Raw genomic sequence first — 14,725 nt, 5'->3', positions numbered from 1 at the left:
TCCTTAATTATTCGATAATGTTCTTCTTCTCCGTCGTCATTACAACGCCACCAAACGTTTGCAAAACAACCTGATCATCATTGATTTCTTTAACAGTAGCAGCAACAGGTGCAGTAGCATCATCTGCTTGTACTTTTACAAGCTTGCCTTCATATAAACCTACATCAATGTTTCTGCGCTTCTTGACTTTAACAGAAGCAGATGACGCAGATTTTTTAGCCGGTTTTTTAAAGTTTGATTTAGCTTTTTTATCGCCCTTATCACCAACTGGCTTTTTAGCCGCAGGACGCTTTTTAGCATTTTGTTGCTTGCGACGCTCAGCAGCAGCTTGTTTGCTTTTTGCTAACTCTTCTTGAGCATGTTCAATGTGCTCTTTTTCAAGCTCAGCAACCGCATTACCATCTAAGTCTACGCGCGAAGCGCCTTCTTTGATCGATTCAAGATAACGCCAGCTTGAGGTATAACGACGTAAAGCAGAACGCAATACCGTACGAGAAACCTTCTCATCGTCATTCAAACGCTCAACTAAATCTTTAAAAATACCAATTTTCAGAGGCTTAGCATCACCTTTTTCAGTGAAACACTCTGGGAATTGCTCTGCTAGATAGTTAATTACTAAATTTAAGTCTTTAATTTTGTTGTCTTCAGCTGCTACTTCAGCAGCTTGTTCTTGATCATTTTGTTGCATAATTTCACCAATATCTAATTAGAGTTGATCATTTAAATACTGTTCAACCCAATCAGAAATTTCGTCTGTGTTTTCAAATTCGGATAAATATTCATTTTGAGAAAGCAAAACAAATGCATTCTCTAATAACTCGGCTAATCGATTAGCGTCTATATTTTCATCGCTGCGCTCGTAGATAAAGTGCAAAGCGATATTTAAATTGTCTGCTGCTAACTCTGCATCTTCGTGCCAATCACTCAGTGAAGACGGTGATGCTAAAAAGTCATGGATCTCAACAAACTCTTTCATTTGTATCTGCCTTCAGATAAATACATGTTTTTCAATTGTGCTCACTAATTGGGCTAAGCCTTTTTCATCTTCTTCGCTGAAGCGCTCAAAGACAGGACTATCAATGTCCAAAACCGCAACCACTTCCCCATTGCGATGAATGGGTAAAACGATCTCGGCGTTGCTTGCTGTATCACACGCAATATGTCCGTCAAATTGATGAACATCTTTGATACGCATAATGCTATCTGTCACAGCAGCTGTTCCACACACACCTCTCCCCAAAGGGATACGTGTACAAGCAAGGTTCCCTTGGAAAGGGCCCAACACCAAATTTTCACCTTTGAGTAAGTAAAAGCCTACCCAGTTTATTTGTGATAACTTCATATTTAGCCATGCAGAAATATTGGCTAAATTGGCGATGAAATCTTCTTCGCTCTCCAAAATAGCGTTTAACTCTGCATCCCAAGCTTGATATTGCTGTGACAAAACGGCCGTCATCAGTAAACCTTTTCGAAAATAAAGCGCCTAATTTAGACTTTATTGCTTTCAATTGAAACAAGTTTTAGCTTTTTGAGCCTGTAAAACGGCATTTATCGTGTTAATCAGTTATTTTTTAGTCAATTACCATCGCATAAGTTGCTTGATAAAAGGTATTGTTAAACGTCTTTGCTCTTCTAATGATGCTTTGTCTAACTTTTCTAAGCAGCGAATAATACTCTTAGGGTCACGACTTAAACGAGTATGTATGTACTGAGCAACTTCATCACTTAATGTCATGCCTTTACATTTTGCTCTAAATATCATCATTTCAATTTGGTATTCATCATCAAGAGGAGTCAGCGCCCAAGTTTGGCCCCATTGCAGTCTTGATATCAGATCAGGTAGAGAAAGCCCCAAGTTTTCAACCGTGTTATCAGCGGCAAAAATAATCTTGCCTTGCTTTTCTAGTACGCGGTTAATTAAATCAAAAATGGCTTCTTGCCAGGCAGGGTTGTGCTTCAATGCATCGATATCATCAATGAGTAGCAAGGGGAATTGTTCCATTCCCATCGTTGCTTCAACTTCATAATGACTGAAAACGTGTAGTGGCAAATATTGATTACTGATGCCGATCTCATAAGCGTACTGACATAGGGCTTGCAGCAGGTGGCTTTTACCGCAGCCAGTCGGGCTGTGTAAAAAAAGTAATGCGTCAGCAGGCTTTTCAGCAGGCTCCTTAACAAAAGCCTTTAGCTGATTGAGCAAGTCCTCATTACCGAAGGTATAGTAATTTGCAAGGCTCGTTTCTTTGTCGAGCGCAAAATCCATCGTTAACTGCAAACTATTCACCTATATTCTTCATTAAAAGCAATTCTAACACTTAGCCTTTCCAAGAAAAATAGTAAGGCTTAGGTGAGTCTTCAGCAAATTCAAATTTAATTTTTTCTACTCGCTCATCCAACTCTAAAGCATTTAATAAATCGATTGCTTCACCAATTAACTTGATCTGATAGCTAACACCGTCTTGGTCTTTTTGCTTTATTTGTACGCTAGAGACTGCAGATAACGATTGTAAAAACGATTCAATCTGGATTATTGTCGAAATTGCATGCGTGTTTGCAAATGTGACTTCAAGTTGCTGATCATCAATACTGATACTATTCGCTGCAACGGCATACTGTTTTGCTAGTAAGTCACCTAACCAGTTGATGCCTTGTGCTATCGCGGTTGGCATATCACTGGCATCCGCTTGTTCAAAAGAATGTACTTTATCACCACCGATGACGCTCATTTGAATGTACCACTTTTTCTCCACAACTGGCTCTTCACCTAACGCATCGTTAAAATGAGTCTCTTCAACTTGTTCTGAATTTTCATCTAGCAGAGTTTCATCTTGAAAAAAGAACTCATCATTAGTGTAACGAGTGACATCTGAAACGTCTTCATTCATTCTAAGACTCACTTCAGCAGGATCGACTTGTTGCAATTTAATGTAAGCGACAAGGTCAGGCTGATATCGTTGACTGGCTTGCCACATAACATCATCAAATCCCCCCCAAATATCAGAAACACTTAAATTATTGGCATCTTCAAAGTCCATCAAAGGCAGTAATACTGGCAGGCCGCGTTTTTTTGCTAATGGCTGGATATCGGTATAATTAAGACTGTGTTGTTCTGATAAGATTTGTCTATCCCCACCCCTTTGGACAGCAATCCACGTCGAAATTAATGGCCTTCTTGCGCCCCATATCGCATAACCATTGTCTCTCAGTACTTGATTGATGGCATTGGCATTGAAGTAGACTTCAATCAACTCGATTCCATCTCTAGTGACGTATTGATAACGCGACAGGTACTTAGTCGATTTGCTTAAAACCTTCTTGATTGCAGGGCTTTTTATTATATCCAGCGAACCCGACACGCGAATTAGTACATTAGATAGCGCTTCTTTATAGGCAACTTTTCTTGATGCCAAAGACTGATCACTTACTGTGACTGAATCTTGGTATAGACCTTTAATTTCTATCGCGTTGGCCATAAAAGGAGATAACAAACAACAAAGCCAAACGATAATTGAGTATTTTGTAAACATATCAACTCATTTAATCCATTTATTGCACCATATTAACGAAGGCAAAATCTAACATAAAGCCCTTATCGTTGAATAAAGCATTTTTCTTCCCATCAATGCCTTGGTACAATAGCGGCGTTTCTTAAATCTAATTGACTCAAGGAGCCGTCGTGGCCGAACAAAATACCTCTCTCAGTTATAAAGACGCTGGCGTAGACATTGATGCAGGTAATGCATTAGTAGAACGCATCAAACATGTCTCAAAATCAACTCGTCGTCCAGAAGTAATGGGTGGCCTTGGTGGTTTTGGTGCATTATGCCGTCTTCCTACTAACTATAAAAAACCACTTTTAGTTTCTGGTACTGATGGTGTAGGTACAAAATTACGTTTAGCCATTGATTTAGCCAAACACGACACTGTCGGTATCGACCTTGTTGCTATGTGTGTAAACGACCTTATCGTTCAAGGTGCAGAGCCACTATTCTTCTTAGACTATTATGCAACGGGTAAATTATCTGTAGATATCGCTGCATCTGTAGTAACAGGTATTGGCGAAGGCTGTAAATTATCTAACTGCTCACTTATTGGTGGTGAGACAGCTGAAATGCCAGGCATGTACGAAGGCGATGATTATGATATCGCTGGTTTCTGTGTAGGTGTAGTTGAAGAAGATGATGTTATTGACGGCACCAAAGTAAAATCTGGTGATAAGTTAATCGCACTTGCATCATCAGGTCCACACTCAAACGGTTATTCTTTAATTAGAAAAATCATTGAAGTTAGCCAAGCAGATCTTTCTGTAGAATTAAACGGAAAAGCACTTTCTGATCACTTATTAGAACCGACTCGCATCTATGTTAAATCAGTTTTAAAACTGTTAGAGACGATTGATGTTCACGCTATCTCTCATATCACCGGAGGTGGTTTCTGGGAAAATATCCCTCGTGTACTTCCAAGTGATGCAAAAGCAGTTATCAATAAATCAAGTTGGCAATGGCCTGAAATTTTCAACTGGTTGCAAGAAAAAGGTAACGTCACTGAGCACGAAATGTTACGCACCTTCAACTGTGGTGTAGGTTTAGTGATTGCACTAGATGCAGATAACGCAGATAAAGCCGTTGAAATTTTAAATAACTGCGGTGAAAACGCTTGGGTAGTGGGTGAAATAACTCAAGCACAAGACGGTGAAGAACAAGTAGAAATGGTGTAAACCATGTCTACGCCGTCTATTGTAGTTTTAATATCCGGTAGTGGCTCTAATTTGCAGGCAATCATTGATGCCTGCAATGCAGAAAATATACAGGGTGAAATTAAAGCCGTTATCTCAAATGTTGAATCGGCATTTGGGTTAGAGCGTGCTGCAAAAGCAAACATTGCTACGCAAGTTGTTAATCATAAAGCGTTTGAAACACGTGAAGCTTATGACGAAGCACTTGCTCAGACTATAGATGAATACCAACCAGACCTTGTTGTTTTAGCTGGTTTCATGCGCATTTTGACAGCCGACTTTGTGCGTCATTACAAGGGTAAGATGCTAAACATCCACCCTTCTCTATTACCTAAGTATCAAGGTCTTTATACACATCAAAGAGCCATTGATGCAGGTGATTGTGAACATGGCGTCAGCGTACACTTTGTTACAGAAGAACTTGACGGTGGTCCTGTTATATTGCAGGCTAAGGTTCAAATTGAAGCAGACGACACTGCTGAAACCTTAGCGCAAAAGGTTCATGTGCAGGAGCACATCATTTATCCTCAAGTTGTTCAATGGTTTTGTCAGGGTCGTTTACAGATGAATGAAGGTTATGCTGTACTCGATGAAAAACAATTACCTGAAAACGGCGCAAAAACGCTTTAAGTTCAAAAGCTACTTATCTGCTTGCGTTATTGTATTTGCTTGCAATAACGCAACAGCTGCTCCGACAACTAATAATAATAAAATTCAACTCAGCAATAACGCACCAACAAGTACGACTCCTTTCATTGCTAAATACAAAGTTAGCAGAGGCAGCTTAAGTCTTGGAACGGCCAAAAGACAACTTAGCCAAATAAAAGACGACGAATATGTCTTCTCCTATGCATCGGACCTTTCTTTTTTAATATTAAGTGATGAAAGAGCTGAAACCTCACAATTAAAAATATCTGACGATAAATTAGTACAACCGCTAAAATATCGCTTTAAACGCGAAGGTACAGGTAGTAATACACAAACGATCTTAGAATTTGACCCACAAACAGGAAAAGTTAAAGACGTTAATTTAAATAGAGAGGTTGAATGTGAAGAGGAAGTGCATTGGTTAGATCAAATCAGTTACCAATTACAGCTTAAACTCGACCTAGAACAAGGCAAACAATCTTTTTCTTACTATTTTATCGACGATGAAAAGAAAGAAAAACACTACGAATTCGTCAAAGTAGGTAAAGAAAAACTTACATTACCTGCCGGTGATTTAGATACCATCAAGCTCGTTCGACAGCGCAATAATAAAAAACGTGTTACTGAACTGTGGTTTGCACCTGAGTTAGGCAATTTGCTGGTGAGAATAAGGCAGACGAAAAATGGTGATGAACAGTTAGATGCACAACTTAAATCAGCAAAATTTAAATAAAAAAAGAGCACTTTAAGTGCTCTTTTTTTGCTAGTTAACTCGCTTCGCGTAACTCTCTTCTCAGGATTTTACCAACATTTGTTTTTGGTAAGTCCTCTTTAAATTCAATGAGTTTTGGTACTTTATAAGCAGTTAGGTTCTCTTTACTGTGCGCTTTAATTTCATCTGCTGTCAGTGACTCATCTTTTTTGACAATAAACACTTTGACAACTTCACCGCACCTTTCATCTGCAACCCCAACAGCAGCAACTTCAAGTACTTTATCATGCATAGCAATCACTTCTTCTACTTCATTAGGATAAACATTGAATCCCGACACGAGTATCATGTCTTTTTTCCTGTCTACAATGTAGAAAAAACCTTGCTCATCAACTGTTGCCATATCGCCTGTTGAGAACCACTCCCCGTCCATTACTTCCGCGGTTGCTTCAGGGCGGTTGTAATAACCTTTCATGACCTGAGGGCCTTTAACTTGTAATTCACCGTGCTCACCAAGCGCAACCTCTTGACCCGCATCATCAACAATACGAAGTTCAGTAGATGGGATAGGTAAGCCAATACTGCCGTTATAACCATCTAATTCCATTGGATTGATGGTCACGGCGGGGCAACACTCGGTTAAACCATATGCCTCAAGTAGAGGTGATTTCGTCACTTGCTGCCAACGCTCTGCAACAGGACGTTGAACAGCCATACCACCACCTAAAGAAACTTTGAATTTAGAAAAATCTAACTCATCAAAGCCTTTGGCATTTAACAAACCATTAAATAAAGTGTTTACACCTGTCAGAATTGTTGGCTGGTATTTAGAGAGCTCTTTAACAAAACCCGGCATATCGCGAGGGTTAGTGATCAATAAATTAGTTGCACCATATTTAAAGAAAGTCAGTGCATTTGCAGTCAAAGCAAAGATATGATAAAGCGGTAATGCAGTAACAATAAATTCTTTGTTATATTCTAGTATCGGATCTAACCAAGCTGATACTTGTTGTAGATTACCCACCATATTGCCATGCGATAACATCGCGCCTTTCGCAACACCTGTAGTACCACCTGTATATTGTAAAAATGCCAAGTCATCGTGGTTCAATTCAGGTCTTTGATAAGGAAGAGATGAACCAATGGCAAGAGCGCGTTTAAAGTCTTCAGAATGATCGAATTTAAATGCCGGCACCATCTTTTTCACATAGCGAACAACAGTATTTACAATAAAGCCTTTGACCGTTCCTAACATATCACCGAGTTCTGTCGTGATAATATTTTGAACAGGTGTTTCACCAATTATTTTTTCAAGTGTATGGGCAAAGTTCTCAATGATAATGATAGTTTCGGTACCGGAATCATTAAGTTGATGTTTCAACTCTCTCGCTGTGTATAACGGGTTGACGTTAACTACAACTGCGCCTGCGCGTAGACAGCCAAATAATGCGATAGGATACTGTAAACAGTTTGGCATCATAATAGCCACTTTATCGCCTTTTTGGACACCTAAGTGATTTTGTAAATAACTGGCAAAGTGACGGCTTAATGTTTCGACTTCAGTGTAGGTGAGACCTTTTCCCATGCTGATATACGCTTGAGAATTTGCATATTTCTTAGCAGATTGCTCAACAATATCGACCAATGATGGGTAATGCTCTATATCAACTTCTGCTGGTATATCTGATGGATAGCTATTTAGCCAAAGTTTTTCCACTCTACGCTCCTTGGAATGTGTGAGATATAAGTTGAGCTAAGTTCTTAAATTATTACACAAATTTAAGATTATTCTGCAAATTATAGGAAAGGTTAGCAGAATATTTTGTCTTTAATGTGTCAATTTCCGTGGGCAGTCACAATATAGCATCGCTCGATACGCCAGAGCAATTTTAGAGTCATTATGTTTGAAGAAAGAGATGGAGGAGTAAAAGGGTCTTGAGAAATAGATAAGAAAAAGGCCCGCATTGCGAGCCTTTTCTAAAAGCCAATTAGTTAAGCTTTTCTTTGATACGTGCTGCTTTACCAGTACGCTCGCGTAAGTAATATAACTTAGCACGACGAACTGCACCACGACGCTTAACTGTAATACTATCAACAAGAGGGCTGTGAGTTTGGAAAGTACGCTCAACACCTTCGCCGCCCGAAATTTTACGAACAGTTAATGATGAGTGTAAACCACGGTTACGCTTAGCAATTACTACGCCTTCATACGCCTGTAAACGCTCACGATCACCTTCTTTTACTTTTACTTGTACAACAACTGTGTCACCTGGAGCGAACTCCGGTAAATCAGTTTTTAATTGCTCTTGTTCAAGAGCAGCAATAATATTGCTCATTATAAACCTACCTATTACCTAGTTAATCATCGGTTTTACAATCTTGAGTTTGAAAATCTTGCTTAAAGCTTTCCAATAACTCAACCTGCTCAGATGTCAGAGCTAGGGTTTTCAATAATTCTGGACGTCTCAACCAAGTCCGTCCCAAAGCCTGTTTCATTCGCCATTGCTCAATGTTTTTGTGGTTACCGCTGAGTAATACAGCAGGTACCGATTTATCATCAAGCACTTCTGGTCGAGTATAATGTGGACAATCTAATAAACCGTTAGAGAAAGAGTCTTGCTCTGCCGATAAATTGTGTCCTAATACTCCTGGCACTAAACGCGATACACTGTCGATTAAAGTCATAGCAGCAAGTTCACCACCGCTTAACACATAATCACCAATCGACCACTCTTCATCGATATCAGACTCTATAAGTCGTTCATCAATGCCTTCATAGCGACCTGCAACTAAAATGATTTTTTCATTTTTTGCTAATTCAATAGCACCTTGCTGATCTAACTTTCGCCCTTGAGGAGACAAATAAATTGTCTTAACACCCTCTCCTGCTTCTGCTTTCGCAGCCTCTATAGCATCGCGCAAAGGTTGCACCATCATTAACATCCCAGGTCCCCCACCATAAGGTCTGTCATCAACAGTCCTATGTTTGTCGTGGGTAAAATCTCTAGGATTCCAACGATGAAAATCAATCATGCCTTTTTTTATGGCTCGTCCGGTTACACCGTGCTGACTGATAGCATCAAACATCTCAGGGAAAAGGCTCACCACCCCAACCCAATTTAATGCAGGCATAGATTAAAAATCCGCTTCCCAATCAACGGTAATAACACGATTCGCTTTATCCACGCTTTGAACCATTTGTGATTCAATAAAGGGAATTAAACGTTCCGACTTACCAAAAGCATCATTGGCGTTAGCTTTAACTACTAGCACATCATTTGAACCCGTTTCCATTAAGGATTTAACGGCTCCCATGTTGTAGCCTTTTGTATTAACGACAGCCATACCGACTAAATCACGCCAGTAGTACTCGTCGTCTGCTAACTCAGGCAATTGCGACTCAAGTACAGCTATTTCCATACCTGTTAGCAATTGGGCTTTCTCACGAACATCAACGTCAGCTAATTTGACGATGAGGCCCTTGTTATGTCGACGCCATTCGACAATGTTTGCTTCTTGCCACGATTGTTCTCGACCAATAAGCCAAGCACCGTAGTCAAAAATATTCTCTGCATAATCGGTGTAAGCTTGCACTTTAAGCCAGCCTTTAATGCCATAAACAGCGCCTAAGCGACCAAGAATGACCTTATTTTCTGATGCTGACATGCAATTAACCTCGACCAATCAAATACAGGTTCAAATTAAGCAGCTTTTGCGTCTTTGATTAAACGTGCTACACGGTCAGAAGTTTGTGCACCTTGACCGATCCAGTGTTCAACACGCTCTAAATCTAAACGTAAACGCTCTGCATTACCTTGAGCAACTGGGTTGAAGAAACCCACTTTCTCGATAAAACGACCGTCGCGGGCTTTACGGCTGTCTGCAACTACCACTTGGTAGAATGGACGCTTTTTAGAACCGCCACGAGATAAACGAATAGTTACCATATCGTCCTCAATTGTTAATAGTTAAAATTACTGTTTAATAAAAATTGGCTTGCTTAGTTCACCCCAAAGGGTAAAAAAAGCCCGCGAATTATACAGTCTTCAATGTTTTTTGCAAGAATAAAAAAGGAATCAAAACCTTAGCATTTAAGGTGTTAGGGAATATCAATATATTCGCTCAATTCAAAGTCGAATTGTCTTTACTATAGGACTAAGCTTGAAGCTCTAGTCTGAAATTTTTTACCAATTTAGGGTAACGTAATGAAACGATCGCTACTGCTTTTTTCTATGTTAATCCTTAATTTTAATCTCTGTGCCAATGATCAATTCAAGCATGTAGAAATTAAAGCACAAACAGTTGGAAATGGTATATACGTATTGTTTGGTTATGGCGGCAATATTGGCGTACTTAGCGGTGAAGATGGCCTTTTAATGATAGATGACCAATTTGCGCCATTGGCTGATAAAATAGAGCAAGTATTATCTGATATTGGCAATCAAAATAATGAAATAAAATTCATTATTAATACACATCACCATGGCGACCACACAGGTGGTAACGAAGCGTTTGGTGAGCATGCCCCTATTATTGCCCATGAAAATGTCAGAGCCAGACTGAGCCATAAGCCAGATAATTTGCGCCATTCTCTACCCGTATTAACTTATGAGCACGGCGTTAAACTACACTTCAATAATCAGACGATTCGCGTTGAACATTTAGGTCAAGGCCATACCGATGGAGATAGTGTTGTGTGGTTTGAACAAGCAAATGTTCTCCATACTGGCGATCTATTTTTCAATGCCATGTTTCCTTTTATTGATAAAGATGGCGGTGGTCAGGTTTCAGCTTATATTGAACGCATCGAAGACTTACTTACACAAGTCGATAATGATACGACCATTATTCCCGGTCACGGCCCCGTCGCTAATAAAGCTGATTTAATGCGATATCACAATATGCTGCTTAGCACGCTAAGTGAAGTTAATAAAATGAAATCAGCAGGCCTAAGTTTAGAACAAAGTATAGATAAAGGTTTGAGTCAGAAATGGCAGCAATGGAGTTGGTCATTTATCAATGAAGGCAAGTGGATCTCAACACTTTATTGATTTGCAACATTGGTTAAACAATAAAGCTAAAGAAAACATCAGCAATTACACAATCAAATGATGCCAATTAAAAAAGCCGCTTGTCTTTACTCAAGCGGCTTTTATTAAAATCATGCAAGTTCTATTTAGCGGTAATTTCCCAAACAGCAACTGAGCCTGATATTTCATTACCGATAATTAACATAGCGGGTGAAGTATCAGTTGCTTCAATAAATTTCATCCCTTCTGGCGCTAAATCACCGGTAATATCAGCACCTTCCACCGTACCACGGTTGTGAAAGTACTCAACAAATTGCGCGCTGAATGGATTCGTTACATCGTAAACTAATACACCACTCATTCGCTCTAAACCGACAAAGGCATAAGTGCGGTCTTCAACTTTACCAATAGCGAGTGCCTCAGGCTCAGCCCCTTTGGCATCAGAGCGAGTATCACCTTCATTGGTATCTTCATCATTGTTAAATGCCGCACCGTGAATAGCAGCTGTTACCATAGCCACATCATCACCAGAATCGAAAACTTTTAAACCGTTGCTATCCCAAATAGTGAATGAGCGAGCACCGTAAGTATAAAGCTCTTCGTAAACACCATCGTTATCAATATCGCCTTTTTCAATTGATACTTTCAAACGACCTAGATCGTCATCATCATTGTTAATACCAACAAAAGCATCTGCATCTAAAGCTAAATCTTCAACTCGGCTTTCATCGGTATAAGATAAACAACCATCGTCTTCATCAAAGTCTAAACCACCTTTAGTAAGGCAATCCGCTTCATCTGCCGCATCAAAGAAGTATTCACGACCGTCGCCTTCATTAGCGGTTACGATGAAGTGAGCACCGTTCCATGAGTAAGATGCGATAGTATCAGGCTGATACATACCGTATAGATTTTGATATTGACGGAAATTGATACCACCATCTTTGTCTGATGCATCAATTAAATGCTCGCTCCAATCTTTAAAACCTAAACCCAGAATATCAACTAACGTGTTAGTTGTAAGGTCAACCACTGCTAATGCGTTGTTTTCTTGCATAGCAACAAACGCCGTTTTACTGTCTTCTGTGACGGCTACATATTCAGGCTCTAAATCCATCGCGACGCTTGTATTAATAGTGACGCCATTTATCGTGCGGCCAGTAGGATTTGGAAACATCACACCTTTATCAACAAGTTCTGCTTTTTTGCTGTTGTAAGAAGAAAAACCAAGCTGAGTAGCTGAATCAGCTACAACGCCGTTGGTAATATCAATAATTGAAATAGAACCTTCAGGGTCAACTGTGTAGTCGCCACTTGGTTCACCTTCATTAGCAGCAATTACTTTTGTACTATCAGGAGAGAAGGTCACCATATCAGGTAAAACGCCTACCATGACATTCTTTACAAAAGTAGGTTGTGCACCTGAAATATCATAAAAAGCAATATAGCCACGACCATCTGTTTCATCAGCAGCCATAGCAACTGCGAGTAATTCAAGTTCATCGGAAATCGAAATACTATTGGCATCACCTGGCGTATTAGCAGAAAGATCTAAGGTGATCGCAATCTCTAAATTGGTGTTATTAACGATACCTTCTGCATCCACAGATAATGCAGATGCTTGAGCCTGAGTAATATCAATAATCTCTACTGTTGCTTGATCGCCTGAGCTGTTAATCGCATAAACCCAACCCGATGATTTTTGGTAAGCAACAATTTCTGCTGCCCCTTCTGGAGATTCAACATTTAACACTGCTCGGCCAATCAAGCTAGCGTTGATACCTGAAGCAGCATTCATCCCTGCTTGTCCAGTTTCACCTTGAGCACCTTGAATGCCTTGTGGGCCAACTGCACCTGTTGCACCATCATCACCATCACAAGCTGATAAAGATACCGCCATGCATAGGGCGATCGCAGAATATTTAAATTTCATTTTGGTTTGCCTACTTTTATTCTTGTTATTGAAGTTGGCAGGAAAATTAAGTGACTTGGATGACAATTAAAGGTACAAAAAATGACAAAACTGTGAAAATAAAATGACGGTCAATTAATTAAACTCAGGCATAAAAAAACCAGTGCGAACACTGGTTTGTTGAAAAAATACTATCGACCGAATGGACCGCCACCGCCAAATCCACCTGGGCCGCCTGGTCCTCCCATGCCGCCCATACCACCCATGCCTGGTGGTAACATTCCCTTCATGCCTTTCATCATTTTGGCCATGCCGCCTTTATTCGACATTTTCTTCATCATTTTTTGCATTTGGGTAAATTGCTTAAGTAACTTGTTTACATCTTGAATTTGAGTACCAGAACCTGCTGCGATACGGCGTTTTCTTGAACCTTTTATTAGATCTGGACGCTGACGCTCTGCTGGTGTCATTGAGTTGATAATGGCTTCAAGCTGGTTAAATTGTTTGTCATTAACTTTGTCTTGGATTTGCTCTTTCATCCCTGACATACCAGGTAGCTTATCCATTAATGACATCATGCCACCCATATTTTTCATTTGCTGCAACTGGTCTCTAAAGTCTTCTAAGTCAAAACCTTTACCTTTTTTCAACTTAGTTGCCATCTTCATGGCTTTGTCTTTATCTACCTTGCGCTCAACCTCTTCAATTAGGCTGAGTACATCACCCATACCTAAAATTCGAGAGGCAATACGCTCTGGGTGGAATGGTTCAAGTGCATCAGTCTTCTCGCCCATACCGATAAACTTAATTGGTTTACCTGTAATTTGGCGAATTGATAAAGCAGCACCACCACGAGCATCACCGTCAGCTTTGGTTAAGATAACACCTGTTAAAGGCAGCGCTTCGTGGAAAGCTTTAGCCGTATTGGCCGCATCTTGACCTGTCATTGCATCCACGACAAATAGCGTTTCGACAGGTTCAATCGCAGCGTGTAAGTCTTTGATTTCATCCATCATGTCAGTATCGACATGTAAACGACCTGCTGTATCGACAATTAATACGTCATAGAATTGAATTTTGGCATGAGAAATAGCGCCATTTACAATATCGACAGGCTTTTGTTCGATGTTACTAGGGAAACACTCAACCCCGATATCTTCGGCTAAAGTTTCTAGCTGTTTAATGGCCGCAGGGCGGTAAACGTCAGCAGAAACAACAAGTACCTTTTTCTTCTCACGTTCTTTAAGATATTTGGCTAACTTACCAACAGAGGTCGTTTTACCAGCACCTTGCAAACCAGCCATTAAAATAACCGCTGGTTTTTGTGCGGCTAGGTTAAGATCTTCATTTGCTTCACCCATCGCTTTGACAAGTTCAGCATTAACAATTTTTACAAACGCCTGACCTGGGTTAAGGCTTTTGTTAACCTCTACACCCAGTGCCTGCTCTTTAACATTTTTAATAAATTCTTTGATAACAGGTAAGGCAACATCGGCTTCTAATAAAGCCATACGCACTTCGCGTAACGTATCTTTGATGTTTTCTTCGGTTAAGCGGCCTTTACCAGTGATATTTTTCAGCGTTTGACCAAGGCGGTCAGATAAACTTTGAAACATGGGCTTTCCTGCAAATCAATGAGTCGTCAAAACAAAACTCATTGTTTAATATACTTTCGTCAATTCCTT

General features: G+C 40.0%; 16 protein-coding genes. 4 read left to right on the top strand and 12 right to left on the bottom strand.

Features of this window, described 5'->3' with window-relative positions:
• Positions 1–7: 7 nt before the first annotated feature.
• The 5 genes from proQ to HR060_RS04200 all read right to left on the bottom strand — a co-directional run bounded on the left by proQ (position 8) and on the right by HR060_RS04200 (position 3,530).
• Positions 8–688: an RNA chaperone ProQ gene (proQ, locus tag HR060_RS04220; RefSeq protein ID WP_174199029.1), complete on the bottom strand. Its 681-nt coding sequence runs from the start codon at positions 686–688 to the stop codon at positions 8–10.
• A gap of 18 nt (positions 689–706) precedes the next feature.
• Positions 707–976, bottom strand: coding sequence for a hypothetical protein (locus HR060_RS04215; RefSeq protein WP_174199028.1), 270 nt, complete (start codon positions 974–976; stop codon positions 707–709).
• A 12-nt stretch (positions 977–988) separates the two neighbouring features.
• Positions 989–1,456, bottom strand: coding sequence for a GAF domain-containing protein (locus tag HR060_RS04210; RefSeq protein ID WP_174199027.1), 468 nt, complete (start codon positions 1,454–1,456; stop codon positions 989–991).
• A gap of 123 nt (positions 1,457–1,579) precedes the next feature.
• A complete protein-coding gene (gene hda / locus HR060_RS04205; protein ID WP_174199026.1) occupies positions 1,580–2,287 on the bottom strand; it encodes a DnaA regulatory inactivator Hda in 708 nt (235 codons plus the stop codon).
• Between the two features lie 31 nt (positions 2,288–2,318).
• Positions 2,319–3,530: a DUF2066 domain-containing protein gene (locus HR060_RS04200; protein ID WP_174199025.1), complete on the bottom strand. Its 1,212-nt coding sequence runs from the start codon at positions 3,528–3,530 to the stop codon at positions 2,319–2,321.
• 149 nt (positions 3,531–3,679) lie between these two features.
• On the opposite strand from HR060_RS04200, the gene purM reads away from it, so the two are divergent.
• From purM to HR060_RS04185, 3 genes are read left to right on the top strand one after another with little or no spacing between them, the layout of a single operon-like run.
• A complete protein-coding gene (gene purM, locus HR060_RS04195) occupies positions 3,680–4,720 on the top strand; it encodes a phosphoribosylformylglycinamidine cyclo-ligase (RefSeq protein ID WP_174199024.1) in 1,041 nt (346 codons plus the stop codon).
• A 3-nt stretch (positions 4,721–4,723) separates the two neighbouring features.
• Positions 4,724–5,368, top strand: a complete 645-nt coding sequence (gene purN, locus HR060_RS04190) for a phosphoribosylglycinamide formyltransferase (RefSeq protein WP_174199023.1) — start codon at positions 4,724–4,726, stop codon at positions 5,366–5,368.
• Positions 5,328–6,119: a DUF3108 domain-containing protein gene (locus HR060_RS04185; RefSeq protein ID WP_174199022.1), complete on the top strand. Its 792-nt coding sequence runs from the start codon at positions 5,328–5,330 to the stop codon at positions 6,117–6,119. The genes purN and HR060_RS04185 overlap by 41 nt, the downstream gene beginning before the upstream one ends.
• 34 nt (positions 6,120–6,153) lie before the next feature.
• Here HR060_RS04185 and HR060_RS04180 read toward each other — a convergent pair whose 3' ends face one another.
• The 5 genes from HR060_RS04180 to rpsP form a co-directional block, all read right to left on the bottom strand.
• Complete coding sequence (locus HR060_RS04180) at positions 6,154–7,815, bottom strand: AMP-binding protein (RefSeq protein WP_174199021.1); 1,662 nt, start codon at positions 7,813–7,815, stop codon at positions 6,154–6,156.
• Positions 7,816–8,086: 271 nt separating this feature from the next.
• Complete coding sequence (rplS, locus tag HR060_RS04175) at positions 8,087–8,434, bottom strand: 50S ribosomal protein L19 (RefSeq protein WP_174199020.1); 348 nt, start codon at positions 8,432–8,434, stop codon at positions 8,087–8,089.
• 22 nt (positions 8,435–8,456) lie between these two features.
• On the bottom strand, positions 8,457–9,230 hold the full coding sequence (gene trmD / locus HR060_RS04170) for a tRNA (guanosine(37)-N1)-methyltransferase TrmD (RefSeq protein WP_174199019.1): 774 nt from the start codon (positions 9,228–9,230) through the stop codon (positions 8,457–8,459).
• A 3-nt stretch (positions 9,231–9,233) separates the two neighbouring features.
• Positions 9,234–9,764, bottom strand: coding sequence for a ribosome maturation factor RimM (gene rimM, locus HR060_RS04165; protein ID WP_174199018.1), 531 nt, complete (start codon positions 9,762–9,764; stop codon positions 9,234–9,236).
• A gap of 35 nt (positions 9,765–9,799) precedes the next feature.
• Complete coding sequence (gene rpsP, locus HR060_RS04160; protein WP_174199017.1) at positions 9,800–10,045, bottom strand: 30S ribosomal protein S16; 246 nt, start codon at positions 10,043–10,045, stop codon at positions 9,800–9,802.
• A 258-nt stretch (positions 10,046–10,303) separates the two neighbouring features.
• Between rpsP and HR060_RS04155 the strand changes: the two genes are divergently transcribed.
• Positions 10,304–11,149, top strand: a complete 846-nt coding sequence (locus tag HR060_RS04155) for an MBL fold metallo-hydrolase (protein WP_174199016.1) — start codon at positions 10,304–10,306, stop codon at positions 11,147–11,149.
• Between the two features lie 121 nt (positions 11,150–11,270).
• Here HR060_RS04155 and HR060_RS04150 read toward each other — a convergent pair whose 3' ends face one another.
• Together HR060_RS04150 and ffh are read right to left on the bottom strand one after the other, a co-directional pair.
• The gene (locus HR060_RS04150) at positions 11,271–13,061 is read right to left on the bottom strand and encodes a choice-of-anchor I family protein (RefSeq protein ID WP_174199015.1); all 1,791 of its coding nucleotides are present in this window, start codon (positions 13,059–13,061) and stop codon (positions 11,271–11,273) included.
• A 170-nt stretch (positions 13,062–13,231) separates the two neighbouring features.
• The gene (ffh, locus tag HR060_RS04145) at positions 13,232–14,656 is read right to left on the bottom strand and encodes a signal recognition particle protein (RefSeq protein ID WP_174199014.1); all 1,425 of its coding nucleotides are present in this window, start codon (positions 14,654–14,656) and stop codon (positions 13,232–13,234) included.
• Between the last annotated feature and the right edge of the window lie 69 nt (positions 14,657–14,725).

It is taken from the genome of Marinifaba aquimaris (assembly GCF_013328345.1).
GTDB lineage: Bacteria > Pseudomonadota > Gammaproteobacteria > Enterobacterales > Alteromonadaceae > Marinifaba > Marinifaba aquimaris.
Note: the sequence above shows the minus strand (reverse complement) of the source record. Positions and strands in the feature narration are given on the sequence as shown.

What these genes read in the sequence shown, in the direction of transcription:
- proQ (WP_174199029.1), bottom strand. Translation starts at nt 688, where the DNA reads ATGCAACAAAATGATCAAGAACAAGCTGCTGAAGTAGCAGCTGAAGAC.
- HR060_RS04215 (WP_174199028.1), bottom strand. Translation starts at nt 976, where the DNA reads ATGAAAGAGTTTGTTGAGATCCATGACTTTTTAGCATCACCGTCTTCA.
- HR060_RS04210 (WP_174199027.1), bottom strand. Translation starts at nt 1,456, where the DNA reads ATGACGGCCGTTTTGTCACAGCAATATCAAGCTTGGGATGCAGAGTTA.
- HR060_RS04200 (WP_174199025.1), bottom strand. Translation starts at nt 3,530, where the DNA reads ATGTTTACAAAATACTCAATTATCGTTTGGCTTTGTTGTTTGTTATCT.
- purN (WP_174199023.1), top strand. Translation starts at nt 4,724, where the DNA reads ATGTCTACGCCGTCTATTGTAGTTTTAATATCCGGTAGTGGCTCTAAT.
- HR060_RS04185 (WP_174199022.1), top strand. Translation starts at nt 5,328, where the DNA reads ATGAAAAACAATTACCTGAAAACGGCGCAAAAACGCTTTAAGTTCAAA.
- rplS (WP_174199020.1), bottom strand. Translation starts at nt 8,434, where the DNA reads ATGAGCAATATTATTGCTGCTCTTGAACAAGAGCAATTAAAAACTGAT.
- trmD (WP_174199019.1), bottom strand. Translation starts at nt 9,230, where the DNA reads ATGCCTGCATTAAATTGGGTTGGGGTGGTGAGCCTTTTCCCTGAGATG.
- rimM (WP_174199018.1), bottom strand. Translation starts at nt 9,764, where the DNA reads ATGTCAGCATCAGAAAATAAGGTCATTCTTGGTCGCTTAGGCGCTGTT.
- rpsP (WP_174199017.1), bottom strand. Translation starts at nt 10,045, where the DNA reads ATGGTAACTATTCGTTTATCTCGTGGCGGTTCTAAAAAGCGTCCATTC.
- HR060_RS04155 (WP_174199016.1), top strand. Translation starts at nt 10,304, where the DNA reads ATGAAACGATCGCTACTGCTTTTTTCTATGTTAATCCTTAATTTTAAT.
- HR060_RS04150 (WP_174199015.1), bottom strand. Translation starts at nt 13,061, where the DNA reads ATGAAATTTAAATATTCTGCGATCGCCCTATGCATGGCGGTATCTTTA.
- ffh (WP_174199014.1), bottom strand. Translation starts at nt 14,656, where the DNA reads ATGTTTCAAAGTTTATCTGACCGCCTTGGTCAAACGCTGAAAAATATC.